The organism is Actinomadura litoris, assembly GCF_009733595.1.
In the GTDB taxonomy this organism is placed as follows: Bacteria; Actinomycetota; Actinomycetes; order Streptosporangiales; family Streptosporangiaceae; genus Spirillospora; species Spirillospora litoris.
Window position 1 is genome coordinate 45,403 of sequence record NZ_WOFH01000019.1, and the last position, 17,373, is coordinate 62,775.

Below are 17,373 nucleotides of genomic sequence, written 5' to 3' on the forward strand. Positions count from 1 at the left end.
TGCTTGTTATAGCTCGACCGCCTTTTGGTATTTGCCAGGCATAGCTCGGGTGGCGCAGGATCACAGGTGTCCGGGCAGATCACCAGGGTGGAGGAAGCGGGATGAAGGCTGAGCACTACGTCGGCGGGGTCTTCCGTTCGGACGGCCCGGCCTTCCCCCTCATCGCCCCGGCCGACGGCACCGAGCTGGGCGAGGTCCCCGAGGCCACCCGGGAGGTCGTCGACGACGCGGTCACCGCCGCGCGGGCCGCGCTCGCCGGTCCCTGGGGCCGGACGAGCACGGAGGAGCGCGCCGCCGCGCTGCGCCGGATCGCCGACGGGGTGCAGGCCCGGTTCGAGGAGTTCGTGGACGCCGAGGTCGCCGACACCGGCAAGCCCCGCGAGCTGGCCGCGACGATCGACGTCCCCCGGGCCGTCGGCAACTTCCGCGCCTACGCCGACCTGCTCTACGGGCGCCCCGAGCGCGCGTACACGACCCAGGTGCCCGGGTGGAGCGGCGGGAGCGGGCAGGCGCTGAACTACAGCGTCCGGCGGCCGCTCGGCGTGGTCGCGGTCATCTCGCCCTGGAACCTGCCGCTGCTGCTGCTCACCTGGAAGGTCGCTCCCGCCCTCGCCGCCGGGAACGCGGTCGTCGCCAAGCCCTCGGAGGAGACGCCCTCCACCGCCACCCTGCTCGCCCGCGTCATCGCCGAGGCCGGGCTGCCGGACGGCGTGTTCAACCTCGTCCACGGGCACGGCGCGGGCGCGGCGGGCGAGTTCCTCACCGCGCACCCGGGCGTGGACGCGATCGCCTTCACCGGCGAGTCGGCCACCGGCGCGGCGATCATGCGCAACGCCGCCGACCACGTCACGCCCGTGTCGTTCGAGCTCGGCGGCAAGAACCCCGCGCTGGTGTTCGCCGACGCCGACCTCGACGCCGCCGTGGAGGGGACGGTCCGCTCGTCCTTCACCCACTCCGGGCAGATCTGCCTGTGCACCGAGCGCGTCTACGTCGAGCGGCCCCTGTACGAGGAGTTCGTCGAGCGGCTCGGCGCGCGGGCGCGGGCGCTGACCGGCTACGGCCCCATGATCTCCGCCGAGCACCGCGACAAGGTCCTGTCGTACTACCGGCTCGCCCGCGAGGAGGGCGCGACGGTCGTCGCGGGCGGCGGCACGCCCGAGTTCGGCGACGCGCGCGACGGCGGCTACCACGTCGAGCCGACCGTGCTCACCGGCCTCCCGGAGACCGCGCGGACCGTCCGCGAGGAGATCTTCGGCCCGGTCTGCCACGTCGCGCCCTTCGACACCGAGGACGAGGCGCTCCGGCTCGCCAACGACAGCGACTACGGCCTCGCCGCGACCGTGTGGACGCGGGACGTCTCGCGCGCCCACCGCGTCGCGCCGCGCGTCGAGGCCGGGATCGTCTGGGTGAACTGCTGGAACCTGCGCGACCTGCGGACCCCGTTCGGCGGCGTCAAGGCGTCCGGCATCGGGCGCGAGGGCGGCGAGTACTCCCTGGACTTCTTCTCCGAGCCCGTCAACGTCTGCATCCAGATCTGAAAGCGAGCCCAGTGACCGATCCGACCAGTCCCGACCCGGTACGCGCGGCCGCGGAGCGCCTGCTCGCGGCGCGCGCCTCCGGCGTGCCGTGCGCGCCCGTCCGCGACCTGATCACGACCGCGGACGAGGCGTACGCGGTCCAGGACCGCCTCACCGAGCACGCCCTGGCGGGCGGGCGCCGCCTCACCGGCCGCAAGATCGGCCTCACGTCCGCGGCCGTGCAGGCGCAGCTCGGCGTGGACAGCCCCGACTTCGGGATGCTGTTCGCCGACATGGCCGTCCCGGACGGCGCGGAGATCCCGCCGGGCGCCGTCCTGCAGCCGCGCGCCGAGGCCGAGATCGCGCTCGTGCTGGACGCCGACCTCACCCACGAGCGGCACACCGTCGCCGACCTGCTCCGCGCGACCGCGTTCGCGCTGCCCGCGATCGAGGTCGTCGGCAGCCGGATCGCGGACTGGGACATCACGCTCGTCGACACCGTCGCCGACAACGCCTCCTCCGGCCTGTACGTGCTGGGCACGCGGCCCGTGCCGCTGCGGGACCTCGACCTGCGGCTGTGCGGGATGGTGCTGGAGCGGCGCGGCGAGCAGCTGTCCACCGGGACGGGCGCCGCCTGCCTCGGCAACCCGCTCAACGCCGCGCTGTGGCTCGCCGACACGCTCGTGCGCGTCGGGCGCCCGCTGCGCGCGGGCGACACCGTGCTGACCGGCGCGCTCGGGCCCGTGGTGGCCGCCGCGCCCGGTGACGTGTTCGAGGCCCGCGTCGAGGGGCTCGGCGACGTGCGCGCCGCGTTCGCGAAGGAGGAATCATGAGCATCGACGTCGAGGCCCTGGCGGCGACGCTGGACGGCGCCGCGCGCGACGTCCGGGCGATCCCGAAACTGACCGAGGCCGAGCCGTTCGACGTCGCGACCGCCTACGCCGTGCAGCGCGCGGTGATCGAGCGGCGCGAGCGGCGCGGCGAGCGCCTCGCGGGCGTGAAGATGGGCTTCACCAGCCGCGCGAAGATGGCCCAGATGGGTGTGGACGACGTCATCTGGGGCCTGCTGACCGACGCGATGGTGGCCGGGCCGTCGGTGGAGGTGTCCGGGCTCATCCATCCGCGCGTCGAGCCGGAGATCGCCTACCTCATCGGCCGCGAGGTCCGCTCCGTCGCCGACGTCGAGTCCGCCGTCGCGGGCGTCGCCGTCGGGTTCGAGGTGCTCGACTCCCGCTTCGCCGACTTCAGCTTCACGCTCCCCGACGTGGTCGCCGACAACGCCTCGGCCGCCCGGTTCGGGGTCGGCGCCTGGCACCCGCCGCGCGACCTCGCCAACGCCGGGATGGTCCTGGAGATCGACGGGCGGGTCGCGCAGACCGGGTCGTCCGCCGCGATCCTCGGCGACCCCGCGCGGTCGCTGCGCGCGGCGGCGCGGCTCGCGCTCGGCGCCGGGATCACGCTCGAACCCGGCTGGGTGGTGCTCGCCGGGGCCGCGACCGCCGCCGTCCCGCTGCCCAAGGACGCGCACGTCCGCGTCACCTGCGCGGGCCTCGGCGCCGTCGAGGTGACGACATGAGCGACGCGATCCTCGTCGAGGGCAAGGCCGCCCCGCGCGGCCGGTTCCCGCACCTGCGCCGCGCCGGCGACCTCGTGTTCGTGTCCGGGACGAGCTCCCGACGCCCCGACGGGACCTTCGCCGGGGCGAGCGCCGACGCGATGGGAGTCACCGACCTCGACATCCGCGCCCAGACGCGCGCCGTCATCGAGAACATCCGGGACCTGCTGGCGGCCGCCGGGGGAGGGCTCGCCGACGTCGTCAACGTCACCGCCTACCTGGTGAGCATGAACGACTTCGGCGGCTACAACGAGGTCTACGCCGAGTACTTCGACGAGACCGGGCCCGCCCGCACCACCGTCGCCGTCCACCAGCTCCCGCACCCCCACCTGCTCGTCGAGATCTCGTGCGTGGCCCACGTCCCGGCCGACCGCACCACCGGTAAGGAGGCCGGAGCATGACCCTTCCGCAGCTCACCTTCGGACGGCCCTTCAACTTCGAGGCGTGGATCGAGGAGCACCGCGACCTGCTCAGGCCGCCGGTCGGCAACGTCCAGGTGTTCGAGGACGCGGGCCTGATCGTGATGGTCATCGGCGGCCCCAACCGCCGCACCGACTTCCACGACGACCCGAAGGAGGAGTTCTTCTACCAGCTCAAGGGCAACATGGTCCTGCGCGTCATGGAGGAGGTCGGCCGCCCGCCGGTCGACGTCCAGATCAACGAGGGCGAGGTGTTCCTGCTGCCGCCGCACGTCCGGCACTCGCCGCAGCGGCCCGAGGAGGGCTCGATCGGCCTCGTCGTCGAGATCCCGCGCCCGGAGGGGACGCTGGAGTCGTTCGAGTGGTACTGCGTCGAGTGCCACCGGTTGGTGCACCGCGCCGAGCTCCAGGTGCGCTCGATCGTGGCCGACCTGCCGCCGGTCTTCCAGAGCTTCTACGACAGCGACCGCAAGTGCCCGCACTGCGGCGCGGTCCACCCGGGCAAGCAGTGGCCCGAGTCCATGGTCCCGGTGACGGCGCCCCGTGTCTGAGCCCGTCGTCGACGTCCACTCGCACGTCTTCCCGCACCTCACCCGGGCCCAGGGCCGCGTGCTCGCGGACGCGGACGAGCCGTGGCTGCGCGTCGCCGCCGACGGCACCGGCATGATGATGAGCGGCGACGCCGAGTACCGGCCCGTCCACGCCGGGCTGTGGGACCCCGAGCGCCGCCTCGCCGACATGGACGCCGCGGGCGTCGACGCGCAGGCCGTCTCCTCCACCCCGCTGATGTTCGGGTACGCCGCCGACCCGGCCCGCGCCGCCGACTGGTGCGAGCTGGTGAACGAGCGGATCCTCGCCTTCTGCGCGGACGCGCCCGACCGGCTGCTGCCGCTGTGCCAGGTCCCGCTCCAGGACCCGGTCCTCGCCTGCGAGGTCGCCAGCCGGGCGGCGGCGGCCGGGCACCGCGGCGTGCACATCGGCAACCACGTCGGCGACCGCGACCTCGCCGACCCCGGCATCACCGCGTTCCTCGCGCACTGCGCCGGCATCGGCCTGCCCGTGCTCGCGCACCCGTGGGACATGCTCGGCGCCGACCGGATGCGCGGCCACATGCTGCCGTGGCTGTCGGGGATGCCCGCCGAGACGCAGCTCAGCATCCTCGGGCTGATGCTCTCCGGCGCGTTCGAGCGGATCCCCCGGACGCTGCGGCTGTGCTTCTGCCACGGCGGCGGCAGCTTCGCGTTCCTGCTCGGACGCGCGGACAACGCCTGGCACAACCGCGACATCGTCCGCGCCGACTCGCCGCTCCCGCCGTCGGGGTACCTCGACCGGTTCAGCGTCGACTCGGCCGTGTTCGACCCGCGCGCGCTGCGCCTGCTCGTGGACGTCATGGGCCCCGAGCGGGTGCTGCTCGGCACCGACTACCCGTTCCCGCTGGGCGAGCGGGAGCCGGGCTCGACGATCCGCGCCTGCCCGGGCCTGGACGACGCGGCGCGCGCCCGGCTCCTCGGCGGCAACGCGCGCGACTTCCTCGCGCCCGCCGAGGCCCCCGCCGGCCTGGTGGCCTCGGAAGGAGGCGCGCTGTGAGCCTCGACGAAGCCGCGGGCTCCGAGAACGAGGCGCTGCGCCTCGACGCCTCCGACCCGCTGCCCCCGCCGCGCGCGGAGTTCCTCGTCCCGCCCGCGCCGGGCGGCCCGCACGCGGAGGCCGCCTACTTCGCGGGCAACTCCCTCGGCCTCCAGCCGAGGGCCGTCGCGGGCGTCCTGCGCGAGGAGCTGGACGACTGGGCGCGGCTCGCGGTCGAGGGCCACACCCGGGCCCGCCGCCCGTGGGTCGACTACCACGAGCTGCTCCGCGACCCGGCCGCCCGCCTCGTCGGCGCCCTGCCCCGCGAGGTCGTCGCGATGAACTCGCTGACCGTCAACCTGCACCTGATGATGGCGACCTTCTACCGGCCCGCAGGCGAGCGCGTGCGCATCGTCATCGAGGACTCGGCGTTCCCGTCCGACTCCTACGCCGTGGCCAGCCAGGCCGTCCACCACGGGCTCGACCCCGAGCGCGCCGTCGTGCGGCTCACGCCGCGTCCGGGCGAGGACGTGCTGCGCACCGAGGACGTCCTGACCTTCCTCGAACGCGAGGGCGGCACGGTCGCGCTGCTCATGCTCGGCGGTGTCAACTACCTGACCGGCCAGCTCATGGACATGGCCGCGATCACCAAGGCGGGGCGCGCCGCCGGCGCCGTCGTCGGCTGGGACCTCGCCCACGCCGCCGGGAACGTCCCCCTCCGGCTGCACGACTGGGACGTGGACTTCGCCGCCTGGTGCACCTACAAGTACCTGAACTCCGGGCCGGGCGCGGTCGCGGGGTGCTTCGTGCACGAGCGGCACGTCGGGGACCCGTCGCCGCCCAGGCTCGCGGGCTGGTGGGGCACCGACCCGGCCGTCCGGTTCCGGATGGACCCCGCCATCGCGCCGCCCGCCTCCGCCGACGCCTGGCAGCTCTCCAACCCGCCGATCCTGGCGCTCGCGCCGGTGCTCACCGCACTGGAGATCTTCGACCGGATCGGGATGGACGCGCTGCGGGCCAGGAGCGAGCGGCTCACCGGATACCTCGCCTCCCGGCTCGGCGCCGCGCGCGGCGCCGAACTGATCACGCCGAGGGATCCGGCGGCGCGCGGCGCCCAGCTCTCGCTGCGGGTCGCGGACGCGGGCGCCCTGGTCAGGGCCCTCGCCGCCCGGCACGGGGTGATCGCCGACGCGCGCGAACCCGACGTCGTCCGGCTGGCGCCCGCCCCGCTGTACTGTACGTTCCACGACTGCCACCGCGCCGCCGAGGCCCTCGCCGATCTGGCCCCGGGCCCGTCCTGAGCGCGGCCGCGCGTGCCCTTGGCGCGCCCGGTGTGTCGGTGTCCCTGAGGGGCCCGCATGGGGTAGGTTCGAGGCGTTGCAGTTAGGCAGGCAGTTGGCCAGCAGTCTCGAACGTTTGCTAATGAAACGCCCGCAGAAGTTCTAGACAACGGGCGTTCTCCGTTTCCCCGGGTGATCCGGCGGACGTGAGATTTGTCCGCATTGCAGCCCGGTCGTCGCCCGGCGGCCGGTGAAGCGTCACCAGAGGAGAAGGAAGCATGGCCGAAGGCACCGTGAAGTGGTTCAACGCCGAAAAGGGCTTCGGGTTCATCGCGCCTGACGGCGGCGGCCCCGACGTGTTCGTCCACTACTCGGCGATCACCACCAGCGGCTACCGCAGCCTGGAGGAGAACCAGCGCGTCGGGTTCGAGATCACCCAGGGCCAGAAGGGCCCGCAGGCCGAGGGCGTCTACCCGCTCTGAGGCTCCCGGCCGATCGCAGGGCTCCGGGCCTTCCGGTGGGGGCGCCCCCACCGGAGGCCCACCCGTCGGCCTTCCGGACTATCCGGACCGTCGCCCCGGCACCGCATCGCGGATGCCGGGGCGTTCGGCTTCCACGCCCGAACCATCCGGGGCCTCCGCCCGCGCGTCCGAGTCGGCCGGACGGTGCCCGCCCCTGTGATCCGGCTCACCCTCGGCGTCCCGCCCGCCGGACGGTCCATCAGACGGCTCGCCGGACGGCTCGCCGGACGGACCGCCGGACGCCCCCGAGCCGCCGGGGCGGGGCGGCGTCGCGGCCGGGCACGGCGTGATCGGCGTCCCCCGCGCCGCGGGCCGGGTGTGCGCCTTGATCGCGACGCTGGCCAGCGACACGGCCATCGCCATGTCGGAGTCGGTGTCGAGCCGGACGGCGACCCAGTCGCCCCCCGGCCGGACCAGCACCCGCCCCGAGTCGGCGAGCGCGCCGCCGAGGCGGTCCACGACCGGCCGGGTCAGGCACAGCTCCGCCTCGTCACCGGTGTGCAGGTGCATGAACTGGCCGTGTCCCGCGCAGAGCGCGACGCCCACACCGCAGTCGGCCCGGCCCACCGAGACCCCGGACCATTTTCTGAGCCGGGCGACGACGCGTCCGGCGTTGGAATCCGTGCCACTCCCGCCAGTAGCCACACCGTAATCGTTGCGCCGAGGTGGCCCCCGGCGGAACCTGCCGTGCCGAAATCGTTACGGTCAGAAATTCGCCGCTGTCCTGTCCATTCGTGCGCGCTCCACCATCACCGGCATTTCCGGCAGAAGTCATGGGCGCCCGGCCCCCTGGGACGAGGCCGGAACCGACGCGGCCTCCGAGGGCGCGCCCGCGCCGGCCGTCCCCGTCCGGGGACGGAGGGCTCCGGCGGTCACCGTGATCATTGCCACGATGCAGGTGATCATGGTGAACGCGGCCGGGTAGGAGAACGCGCCCGCCGTCCAGCCGGTGACGGCCGGGGCGGTCAGGCCGGACAGGTAGGTGATCGTCGCGACGCCCGCCACACCCTCGCCCGCGTTCGCCTCGGTGGCGGCCGCCGCCGCGAAGACCATCGGGACGACGGTCGCGACGCCGACGCCGAGCAGCGCGAACCCGGTGATGCCCTGCCACGGCGTGCGGGCCGTCACCACGAGCACGCCGCCGAGCACGGCGACGGCGCCGCCGCAGCGGACGAGCGTCACCGGGCCGATCCGCCCCACCAGCCGGTCGGCGGCGAGGCGGGTGGCCGCCATGCACGACATGAAGATCGTGAAGCTGGCGGCGGCGAGGCCGGGCCCGGCGTCGGCGACCTTGGTGAGGTAGACGGCGGCCCAGTCGGCGCTGGCGCCCTCGGCGAAGGTGCCGCAGAAGCCGACCGCGCCGATCGCGAGGATGGCGCGGCCCGGGAGCGCGAAGCGGCGCGGCGCCGGGGCGCCGGGGGCGACCCGGTCGGGGAAGAGCTGCCGTCCCGCGAGCACCCCCGCCCCCAGCAGCGCCAGCGCGACGGTCCCGAGGTGCAGCCTGGCGTCGACGCCGGCGTGCGCGGCGAGGATGCCGACGCCGCCCGCGGCGAGGCTGCCGACGCACCACAACCCGTGCAGCCCCGAGATGATCGAGCGCCGCAGCCTCCGCTCCAGCGTCAGCGCGTGCGCGTTCATGACGACGTCGCACATGCCCGAGGTGACTCCGAAGAGCAGCATCGCCGGGAACAGCCAGCCGGGCGCGGGGGCCAGCGCGGGGAGCGCGAGGACGGCGCACCAGGCCGCCAGGAGCCCGCGCGTCGCGGTGCGCCCGCCGACGCGGTGGGCGAGCCGGCTCGCCATCGGCATCCCCGCGAACGCGCCGATCGACGGGCACAGCAGGGCGAGGCCGAGAAGGGTGGGGCCGAGGCCGAGACGGTGCTCGATCCAGGGGACGCGGGTCGCGAAGGTGCCGGCCACGGCCCCGTGAACGGCGAAGACGGCGCTGATGGCGCTGCGGTTGCTCATGCCCACAGAAACTAACAGGCAGGCTTCCTGATGAAAAGAGATTAACCGGCAGGCTCCCTGACTAATATGGTCGGTGTGAAGACGGCGACCCCGACGATGGCGCGCGCGATCAACGACCGCCTCGCGCTCGACCTGCTGCTCGACCGCGGCCCGCTGACGGCGCCGCAGCTGCGCGCGCTGACCGGGCTGTCCCGGCCGACCGTGTCCGACCTGATCGAGCGGCTCCGCGCGGACGGGCTGATCGAGGTGACCGGCGAGTCCGGCGCCGACCGGCGCGGTCCGAACGCGCGGCTCTACGGGGTGGTGGCCGGGCGCGCCCACGTCGCCGGGGTCGACCTGCGGCGCGGCTCCGTGCACGTGAGCGTCGCCGACATCGCCGGGTCGGTCCGCGGCACGGCCACCCGCGCGGTCCTGCCCGGCCCCGACCTCGGCGCGCTCGTCGCCGACGCCGTCGTGGACGCGGCGGGCGGCGTCACCCCGCACACGGTCGTCGTCGGCGCCCCCGGGCTGATCCACCCCCGCACCGGCGCGGCGTCCTTCGGGAAGCTCCCCGGCGGGCGGGCCGACCTGCGCACGGTGATCGCCGACCGGCTCGGCGTGCCGGTGGTGCTGGAGAACGAGGTCAACCTGGCCGCGATCGCCGAGCACCGCGAGGGCGCCGCCGTCGGGCACGACGACTTCGTGCTGCTGTGGCTGGACGACGGGATCGGCGCGGCGGTCGTCCTGGACGGGCGGCTGCGGCGCGGCGCGTCCGGCGGCGCGGGCGAGGTGGGGCTGCTCAAGTTCGGGGGCACCGACTTCTGCGACCTGATGGAGACCGGCCTCGCGCAGGGGCTCGGGCCCGAGGCGCTCGCCGACCGGATCGTCGAGGGCGTGTTCGCCCTCGTCGCCGTCCTGGACCCGGGGCTCGTCGTGCTCGGCGGCGCGGTCGGCGGCGGGGGCGGCGACCGGCTCGCCGCGCTGGTCGCGGCCCGGCTCGGCGACCTGTCGTTCGCGCCGACCGAGGTGCGGCCGAGCCTGGTCGCCGGGGACGCCGTCCTGCGCGGCGCGGTGCTGACCGCGCTCGACCTCACCCGCGACGACGTCTTCGGCTGAGCCCCCGCGCGCCGGCCCCGCCGCGACGGCGCCCGTCAGCCGCCGGTGTACCCGGCCAGTTCGGCGCGGGCGACGGAGCGGACGTGCACCTCGTCGGGGCCGTCGGCCAGCCGCAGCGCGCGCAGCCCCGCCCACATCTCGGCGAGCGGGGTGCCGTCGCCGACGCCCGCGCCGCCGTGCAGCTGGATCGCCCGGTCCACGACCTCCAGCGCGACCCGGGGCGCGACCACCTTGATCGCCGCGACCTCCGACCGCGCCGCCGCCACGCCGTGCTCGTCGATCAGCCAGGCGGTCTTGAGCGTGAGCAGCCGCGCCTGCTCGATCGCCATCCGCGACTCGGCGATGCGCTCGCGCACCACGCCCTGCGCGGCCAGCGGCCCGCCGAACGCCTCCCGCGCCAGCGCCCTGCGGCACATCAGCTCCAGCGCCCGCTCGGCCGTGCCGAGGGCGCGCATGCAGTGGTGGACGCGGCCGGGCCCGAGCCGCGCCTGCGCGATCGCGAAGCCGCCGCCCTCCTCGCCGACGAGGTCGCCCACCGGGACGCGGACGTCGGTGAAGGTGATCTCGCAGTGGCCGTGCTGGTCCTGGTAGCCGAACACGGGCAGCGCGCGGACCACCTCCACGCCGGGCGCGTCCATCGGCACCAGCACCATCGACCACCGCCGGTGCGCGGCGGCCTCCGGGTCCGTCCGGCCCATCACGATCACGACCGCGCAGCGCGGGTCGGCGGCCCCGGTGATCCACCACTTGCGGCCGTTGACGACGTAGTGGTCGCCGTCGCGCTCGATCCGGGTGGCGATGTTGGTGGCGTCGGAGCTCGCCACGTCCGGCTCGGTCATCGCGAACGCGCTGCGGATCTCGCCGTCCAGCAGCGGGCGGAGCCACCGCCGCTTCTGCTCGGGCGTCCCGAACAGGTGCAGCACCTCCATGTTGCCGGTGTCGGGCGCCGCGCAGTTGATGGCCTCGGGCGCGAGGACGGGGGAGCGGCCCGTCAGCTCGGCGAGCGGGGCGTAGTCGGTGACCGACAGCCCGTGCGCCGGGTCGTCGGAGTCCGGCAGGAACAGGTTCCACAGGCCGAGCCCGCGCGCCTCCCGCTTCAGCTCCTCCACGACCGGCGGGACGTGGTGCTCGCGGCCGAGCGCCGCCAGCTCGCGCCGCTGCGCCGCGTACACCGGCTCCGCCGGGTAGACATGGGCGTCCATGAAGGACTGGAGGCGGTCGAGATGCTCGCGCGCCCGGCCGCTCAGTCCGAAGTCCATTCCGCTACAGTAACTGACCAGTCAGTCACTTGGAGTGGGCATGCGCGCGATCCAGATCACCGAGTTCGGCGGGCCCGAGGTGCTGGTGCCGGCCGAGCTGCCCGACCCGGTCGCCGGGCCCGGCCACCTGCTCGTGGAGGTCGCGCGGGCGGGGGTCAACTACGCCGACACCCACCAGGCCGAGAACAGCTACCTGCGGGAGCCGCGGCTGCCGCTCGTCCCCGGCGGCGAGGTCGTCGGCACCACCGGCGACGGGCGCCGCGTGGTCGCGCTGGTCGGCACCGGCGGGTACGCCGAGCGGGCCGTCGCGCCCGTCCCGCTGGCCTGGGACGTCCCGGCGGCCATCGACGACGTCACCGCGCTCGGCCTGCTCGTGCAGGGCGCGTCCGCGTGGCTGCTGCTGCGCCGCAGCGTCCACCTGGCGCCGGGCGAGTCGGTCGTCGTGCACGCGGCGGCGGGCGGGGTCGGGACGCTCGCCGTCCAGCTCGCGCGGGCCTTCGGCGCCGGACGGATCATCGCCACCGCCTCCTCCCCGCAGAAGCGCGCCCTGGCCCTGGAGCTCGGCGCCGACGCCGCCGTCGACGCGGCCGAGCCCGAACTGCGGGACGCCCTCGTCGAGGCCAACGGCGGCCGCCGCGTGGACGTCGTGCTGGAGATGACCGGCGGGAGCGTCACCGACCAGAGCCTGCGCGCCCTCGCCCCCTTCGGCCGACTCGCCTTCTACGGCATGGCGTCCCGGCGCGAGCCCGAGCCGGTGCCGCCCGCCGCGCTGCTGGCGCACTCCGCCACGATCGCGGGCATGTGGCTGCCGCACGTCTTCCAGCTGCCCGGCGACGTGATGGGCACCGCCCTGGACGAGCTGTTCGGCCTCGCCTCCACCGGGCTGCTGCGGGTCGTCGCGGGCGGCGAGTACGGGCTGACCGAGGCCCGCCGCGCCCACGAGGACCTGCGGGCCCGCCGCACCACGGGCAAGCTCGTCCTCGACCCGTCCCGCTGAGCGGGACGGCGGCGCCGGAGCCGACCGGGGGCGGCTAGCCCACCAGGCCGTTCTCGTAGGCGTAGACGACCGCCTGCGTGCGGTCGCGCAGCGTGAGCTTGGTCAGCACGTGCCCGACGTGCGTCTTGACCGTCTGCTCGGCCAGCACCAGCTCCCCGGCGATCTCGGCGTTGGACAGCCCCCGCGCGATCAGCCGCAGCACGTCCAGCTCGCGCGGGGTCAGCCCGGCGGTCGCCTTCGGGCTCGGCCGCTGGTGGCGCCGCCGCCGCGCGAAGTCGCCGATCAGCCGCCGGGTGATCGACGGCGCGAGCAGCGCGTCGCCCGCCGCCACGACCCGCACGCCGCTCACGAGGTCGGCGGCCGAGGCGTCCTTCAGCAGGAACCCGCTGGCCCCCGAGCCGAGCGCCTCGTAGACGTACTCGTCGAGGTCGAAGGTCGTGAGGACGAGCACCTTCGGCCGCGTCGCGGCCGGGTCGGCGTCGGCGATCGGCTCGCCGACCAGCTCGGCGGTCGCGGCCAGCCCGTCCATCTCCGGCATCCGGATGTCCATCACGACCACGTCGGGGTCGAGCTCGCGGGCCATCGCCACCGCCTCGCGGCCGTTGCCCGCCTGCCCGATCACCTCGATCTCCGGGTCGGAGGACAGCAGCGCCGCGAGCCCGTCGCGGATCATCACCTGGTCGTCGGCGATCAGCACCCGAATCGTCACGCCTGCAACCCTATGGGCACGCGGGAACGGTCGTCTCCCCCCGTCCGGGCGGTCAGTCGCCGTAGGGCAGCTCGGCCACGACCTCCCAGCCGGCGGGCTCGCTCGGGCCGGCCGACAGCGTGCCGCCGAGCATCGTCACGCGCTCGCGCATCCCGACCAGCCCGTGCCCGCCGCCGTGCGACTCCTCCGGCGTGCTGCGGGCCCCGTCGTCGGTGACCGTCACCGTGAGCGTCTTCGCCCCGTACCTGACCTCGACGTGCACGCGCGACCCCGGGGCGTAGCGGGCGGCGTTGCTCAGCGACTCCTGGACGATCCGGTACGCCGACAGGTCCACCCCGGCGTCCAGCGGGCGCGGCACGCCGGTGATCACGGTGGCGACCGACAGCCCGTAGCGGCGCGTGGAGGAGGCCAGGTCGTCCAGCCGGTCGAGACCGGGCTGCGGGGCGCGCTCGGCGCCGTCGTCGTCGGAGCGCAGCAGGCCGACGACGCGGCGGGTCTCGGTCAGCGCCTCGCGGGCGGCGTCGCGGACGATGCCGAACGTCTGTCGCGCCGCGTCCGGCAGGTCCGGGATCTTGTAGGGGGCCGCCTCCGCCTGCATCGCGATCACCGACATGTGGTGCGCGACCACGTCGTGCAGCTCGCGGGCGATGCGGGCCCGCTCCTCCAGCACCGCCTGGCGGGCCAGGTCCTCGCGGTGCTGGGCCTCGCGCCTGCGCAGCTCCTCCTCGGCGGAGTGCCGGCCGCCGACCGCGTCGCCGAAGGTGAGGGCGAGCACGACGAGCCCGGCGAGGATCATCCCGAACCAGCTCGGCATGCCGAACAGCACGGCCGGGACCAGTGCCCCGACGATCGTCACGGTGCCCGCGCCGACCGTGGTCTCCCGGTCGCAGCCGACGCCGACGAAGAACAGGATCACGATCAGCGCCAGGATCGCGGGGACCGGCCACGGCATGAAGCCGCCGCCGTGCCGCACGACGACCGTCAGCAGGAGCCCCGTCAGCGCGATCCGCCACGCCGCCAGCGGCCAGCGCGCCGCGAACACCAGCGGCGTCGCCTGGAGCACCCCGAGCGGCCAGGAGAGCCCGGCGGCCTGCTGGTCGACCGCGATCGGGATCGCGATGGACCCGGCGGTGAACCCGATCGTGAGGCCGGTCAGGAACAGCAGGAGCGGGATCCGCAGGAAAGGGTGCTCGGGCAGCAGCGTGACGGCCGGGTCGGCCGGACCCGGCACGAGGGCGGCGCGGACGCCCCGGCCCAGCCGGGCCCGCCGGCCCCCGTAGGAGCGCGATGGTTCGTTCATTTGTGAGTGAGCCTAGGACGCGGCGCGCCGGACCTGCCTGACCCCGGGGAGGGAGATCCGACCCGCTCCCTGGGTATCAGCGCTGAGCTGCGGCGTTCGCCTCATCTCCTTATTTCCGATTGACTTTATAGGGAATGTGGTTCACGCTGGGAGTCGTGACGTTCACCAGCCTCCACGAGCGCCTCCATGTCGACCTGCGCCGGCAGGCCAGCGCGCTGTGTCCGCACCCGTTCCGCTGAACAGGAAGGACCCACGACACACCGCGAGGAGCGACACCGCAATGACCGTCACCACCGAATCGAGCACGCCCGCGAAACAGTCCGGCGGGCCGGTCCCCGGCAGGGGGACGACCACCCGCGCCCCCCGGAAGGGATCCCTCGCGCCGCCCCGGCTGGCCGAGCGGGCCCGTGACCTCGCCCGCGACTCCGGGGACTGGCTGCACCGCGTCCGCCTCGACCCGCAGGGCCGCTGGTACGAGCGGATCCACCAGGACGCCGACCACGAGGTCTGGGTGATCAGCTGGCTGCCCGGCCAGTCCACCGGCTTCCACGACCACGGCGGCTCGTCCGGCGCGTTCGCCGTCGCCCTCGGCACGCTGCAGGAGCACCACGTCCGCTCCGCGCGGGACGTGGGGGCGGGGGAGACGCACGCGTTCGGCCCCGACTACGTCCACGACGTCCGCAACACCTCCGACGCCCCGGCCGTCAGCGTCCACGTGTACTCGCCGCCGCTGTCGTCCATGCGGCGCTACGACGTGGACTCCACCGGGGAGCTGGTCGAGCTCGCGGCCGAGTCCGCCGAGGACTGGTGAGCCCGGACGGCACCGCCGCCGTCGGCGGCGCTCCGGGGGCACCGTCCCCCGCTCCCGCGGCGCCGTCCGGCACTCCGCCGCCCCGGTGATCTTGCGGTGATCGCCGGGGCGACGGAGACTGCGGGAATGACCGATGATCTCAGGCACCCGATCTTCGCCCGGCTCTACCCGAGGCTGGACGCCGCCAGCGCGAAGGCGGGCGGGGACGAGCACCGCGCCGAGCTGCTGGACGGGGCGGCCGGCCGGGTCCTGGAGATCGGCGCCGGGTACGGCGCGAACTTCCCGCACTACCCGGAGGCGGTCGCCGAGGTCGTCGCGCTGGAGCCGGAGCCCCGGCTGCGGGCGCTGGCCGCCGAGGCGGCGTCCCGCGCGCCCGTCCCGGTGACGGTCCGCCCCGGCCGCGCCGAGGACCTCGACCTGGACGACGCGTCCGTCGACGTCGTCGTCGCCTCGCTCGTGCTGTGCTCGGTGCGCGACCCGATCCGCGCCCTGGCCGAGATCAGGCGGGTGCTGCGGCCCGGCGGGGAGCTGCGCTACTACGAGCACGTCCGCGGCCGGACGCCCGGCAAGATCCGCTTCCAGCGCTACGCCGACCTCGCCTGGCCGCTCATCGCCGCCGGCTGCCGCGTGTCCCGCCCGACGGACGAGTGGATCGCGGGCAGCGGATTCACCGTGCGCGGCCAGCGGCGCTTCGAGTTCCCGCCCACCGCCATGCCCAATCCGGCCTCGCCCCACGTCCTCGGGATCGCGGTGCGCGACTGAGTCGTCGCGGGTCGTCGCGGTTCGTCCGCATAAGGTCCCCGCTCCGGGGAAGATCCGGCGCATGACCAGTGGATCGCGATCGGTGCCCCGGCGGGGACGCGCCGAGCCGTCCAACTCGGCGTCCACCGCCATTCTGCTGGCGGGCGCCGCGGCGCTCGGCGGTTTCCTGTTCGGCTATGACTCATCGGTTATCAACGGAACCGTGGACGCGCTGAAGCAGCAGTTCCACCTCAGCTCGTTCGCCGTGGGCTTCGTGGTGTCCTCGGCCCTGCTCGGGTGCGCCGCGGGCGCCTGGTTCGCCGGGCCGCTCAGCGACCGGATCGGGCGGGTCCGGGTGATGCTGATCGCCTCGGTGCTGTTCGTCGTGAGCTCGCTCGGGTCGGCGCTGGCCTTCAACGCCGTCGACCTGACGTTCTGGAGGCTGGTGGGCGGCCTCGCCATCGGCGCCGCCTCGGTCATCGCGCCGGCCTACATCGCCGAGATCGCGCCCGCCGAGCTGCGCGGGCGGCTCGGCTCGCTCCAGCAGATGGCGATCGTGCTCGGCATCTTCGCCGCGCTGGTCGTCGACTACGTCATCGCGACCGCCTCCGACGGCGGCGCGACCGGGACCTTCCCCTGGGGCGGCGGCGCCTGGCGCTGGATGTTCGCCAGCGCGGTCGTGCCCGCCCTCATGTACGGGGTGATCGCCACGACGATCCCCGAGTCGCCGCGCTACCTCGTCAAGAAGCACGAGACGGCCCGCGCCCGGCAGGTCCTCGCGCGCGTCATGGGCCGCGGCGACGTCGACATGAAGATCAGCGAGATCGTCCGGTCGCTCGCCGGCGACCGCCCGGTCCGGCTGAGCGACCTGCGCGGCCGCCGCTTCGGGCTGATGCCGATCGTCTGGACGGGCATCCTGCTGTCGGTGTTCCAGCAGTTCGTGGGGATCAACGTGATCTTCTACTACTCGTCCTCGCTGTGGCAGGCGGCGGGGATGAGCGAGGACGACGCCATGCTCACCTCCGTGATCAACTCGGTGGTGAACGTCGTGTCCACGCTGGTGGCGATCGCGCTGGTCGACCGGGTCGGGCGCCGTCCGCTGCTGCTGGCGGGCGCGGTCGGCATGGCGGTCACGCTTGCGACGCTGACCGTCTGCTTCGCCACCGCGCCGGTCGTGGACGGCGACCCGCACCTCGGCTCCGTCGCCGGGCCCGTCGCGCTCGTCGCCGCCAACGTCTACGTGTTCGCGTTCGCCGCGACCTGGGGGCCGGTCGTGTGGGTGATGCTCGGGGAGATGTTCAACAACGTCATCCGCGCCTCGGCGCTCGCCGTCGCCGCGGCGGCGCAGTGGATCGCGAACTGGATGATCACCACGACGTTCCCCGGCGTCTCCGGCTTCTCCCTCGGGCTCGCCTACGGGATCTACACGCTGTTCGCGATCCTGGCGTTCCTGTTCGTGGTCCGCGGCGTCCCCGAGACCCGCGGCCGCGAGCTGGAGGACATGGACGCGATCGCCGTCCCCCGTGCCCGCACCAGGGCGCCCGAGGGGCGCGCCCCCGCCTGAGTGCCGCGCGC

19 protein-coding genes are annotated in these 17,373 nt (G+C 74.7%); 14 read left to right on the forward strand and 5 right to left on the reverse strand.

Annotation, left to right across the window (positions count from 1 at the left end):
- Window positions 1-101 precede the first annotated feature (101 nt).
- The 8 genes from GNZ18_RS37250 to GNZ18_RS37285 all read left to right on the forward strand — a co-directional run bounded on the left by GNZ18_RS37250 (window position 102) and on the right by GNZ18_RS37285 (window position 6,879).
- Window positions 102-1,538, forward strand: a complete 1,437-nt coding sequence (locus GNZ18_RS37250; protein ID WP_156221699.1) for a 2-hydroxymuconic semialdehyde dehydrogenase — start codon at window positions 102-104, stop codon at window positions 1,536-1,538.
- Between the two features lie 11 nt (window positions 1,539-1,549).
- Window positions 1,550-2,350: a 2-keto-4-pentenoate hydratase gene (locus GNZ18_RS37255; protein ID WP_312874959.1), complete on the forward strand. Its 801-nt coding sequence runs from the start codon at window positions 1,550-1,552 to the stop codon at window positions 2,348-2,350.
- Window positions 2,347-3,093: a 2-keto-4-pentenoate hydratase gene (locus GNZ18_RS37260; protein ID WP_156221701.1), complete on the forward strand. Its 747-nt coding sequence runs from the start codon at window positions 2,347-2,349 to the stop codon at window positions 3,091-3,093. The genes GNZ18_RS37255 and GNZ18_RS37260 overlap by 4 nt, the downstream gene beginning before the upstream one ends.
- Complete coding sequence (locus GNZ18_RS37265; protein ID WP_156221703.1) at window positions 3,090-3,533, forward strand: RidA family protein; 444 nt, start codon at window positions 3,090-3,092, stop codon at window positions 3,531-3,533. Before GNZ18_RS37260 ends, GNZ18_RS37265 begins: the two co-directional genes overlap by 4 nt.
- The gene (locus GNZ18_RS37270; RefSeq protein ID WP_156221705.1) at window positions 3,530-4,102 is read left to right on the forward strand and encodes a 3-hydroxyanthranilate 3,4-dioxygenase; all 573 of its coding nucleotides are present in this window, start codon (window positions 3,530-3,532) and stop codon (window positions 4,100-4,102) included. The genes GNZ18_RS37265 and GNZ18_RS37270 overlap by 4 nt, the downstream gene beginning before the upstream one ends.
- On the forward strand, window positions 4,095-5,138 hold the full coding sequence (locus GNZ18_RS37275; RefSeq protein ID WP_312874960.1) for an amidohydrolase family protein: 1,044 nt from the start codon (window positions 4,095-4,097) through the stop codon (window positions 5,136-5,138). Before GNZ18_RS37270 ends, GNZ18_RS37275 begins: the two co-directional genes overlap by 8 nt.
- Window positions 5,135-6,418, forward strand: coding sequence for a kynureninase (gene kynU, locus GNZ18_RS37280; RefSeq protein WP_312874961.1), 1,284 nt, complete (start codon window positions 5,135-5,137; stop codon window positions 6,416-6,418). The genes GNZ18_RS37275 and kynU overlap by 4 nt, the downstream gene beginning before the upstream one ends.
- Before the next feature lie 257 nt (window positions 6,419-6,675).
- On the forward strand, window positions 6,676-6,879 hold the full coding sequence (locus GNZ18_RS37285; RefSeq protein WP_030173892.1) for a cold-shock protein: 204 nt from the start codon (window positions 6,676-6,678) through the stop codon (window positions 6,877-6,879).
- 78 nt (window positions 6,880-6,957) lie between these two features.
- Here GNZ18_RS37285 and GNZ18_RS37290 read toward each other — a convergent pair whose 3' ends face one another.
- Complete coding sequence (locus GNZ18_RS37290; RefSeq protein ID WP_156221707.1) at window positions 6,958-7,563, reverse strand: luciferase domain-containing protein; 606 nt, start codon at window positions 7,561-7,563, stop codon at window positions 6,958-6,960.
- A gap of 126 nt (window positions 7,564-7,689) precedes the next feature.
- Window positions 7,690-8,886: an MFS transporter gene (locus GNZ18_RS37295; protein WP_156221709.1), complete on the reverse strand. Its 1,197-nt coding sequence runs from the start codon at window positions 8,884-8,886 to the stop codon at window positions 7,690-7,692.
- A gap of 75 nt (window positions 8,887-8,961) precedes the next feature.
- On the opposite strand from GNZ18_RS37295, the gene GNZ18_RS37300 reads away from it, so the two are divergent.
- Window positions 8,962-9,981: an ROK family transcriptional regulator gene (locus GNZ18_RS37300; RefSeq protein WP_214620962.1), complete on the forward strand. Its 1,020-nt coding sequence runs from the start codon at window positions 8,962-8,964 to the stop codon at window positions 9,979-9,981.
- Between the two features lie 35 nt (window positions 9,982-10,016).
- On the opposite strand, the gene GNZ18_RS37305 is transcribed toward GNZ18_RS37300, so the two are convergent.
- Complete coding sequence (locus GNZ18_RS37305) at window positions 10,017-11,240, reverse strand: acyl-CoA dehydrogenase family protein (protein WP_156221712.1); 1,224 nt, start codon at window positions 11,238-11,240, stop codon at window positions 10,017-10,019.
- A 40-nt stretch (window positions 11,241-11,280) separates the two neighbouring features.
- Between GNZ18_RS37305 and GNZ18_RS37310 the strand changes: the two genes are divergently transcribed.
- On the forward strand, window positions 11,281-12,237 hold the full coding sequence (locus tag GNZ18_RS37310) for a quinone oxidoreductase family protein (protein WP_156221714.1): 957 nt from the start codon (window positions 11,281-11,283) through the stop codon (window positions 12,235-12,237).
- Window positions 12,238-12,271: 34 nt separating this feature from the next.
- Here the strand turns inward: GNZ18_RS37310 and GNZ18_RS37315 are convergent, their stop codons facing one another.
- Both GNZ18_RS37315 and GNZ18_RS37320 read right to left on the reverse strand, forming a co-directional pair.
- Window positions 12,272-12,946: a response regulator gene (locus GNZ18_RS37315; RefSeq protein ID WP_214620960.1), complete on the reverse strand. Its 675-nt coding sequence runs from the start codon at window positions 12,944-12,946 to the stop codon at window positions 12,272-12,274.
- 52 nt (window positions 12,947-12,998) lie between these two features.
- Window positions 12,999-14,246 carry a sensor histidine kinase gene (locus GNZ18_RS37320; protein ID WP_156221716.1) on the reverse strand — a complete coding sequence of 416 codons (1,248 nt, stop codon included), beginning with the start codon at window positions 14,244-14,246 and terminating at the stop codon, window positions 12,999-13,001.
- A 134-nt stretch (window positions 14,247-14,380) separates the two neighbouring features.
- Between GNZ18_RS37320 and GNZ18_RS43910 the strand changes: the two genes are divergently transcribed.
- From GNZ18_RS43910 to GNZ18_RS37335, 4 genes are all read left to right on the forward strand, one after another.
- Complete coding sequence (locus GNZ18_RS43910) at window positions 14,381-14,485, forward strand: putative leader peptide (RefSeq protein ID WP_312874962.1); 105 nt, start codon at window positions 14,381-14,383, stop codon at window positions 14,483-14,485.
- Between the two features lie 41 nt (window positions 14,486-14,526).
- Window positions 14,527-15,057: a cysteine dioxygenase gene (locus GNZ18_RS37325; protein WP_156221718.1), complete on the forward strand. Its 531-nt coding sequence runs from the start codon at window positions 14,527-14,529 to the stop codon at window positions 15,055-15,057.
- A 126-nt stretch (window positions 15,058-15,183) separates the two neighbouring features.
- Window positions 15,184-15,819: a class I SAM-dependent methyltransferase gene (locus GNZ18_RS37330; protein WP_156221720.1), complete on the forward strand. Its 636-nt coding sequence runs from the start codon at window positions 15,184-15,186 to the stop codon at window positions 15,817-15,819.
- A gap of 61 nt (window positions 15,820-15,880) precedes the next feature.
- Entirely contained in the window at window positions 15,881-17,362 is a 1,482-nt protein-coding gene (locus GNZ18_RS37335; protein WP_156221722.1) for a sugar porter family MFS transporter, read from the forward strand.
- Window positions 17,363-17,373 lie beyond the last annotated feature (11 nt).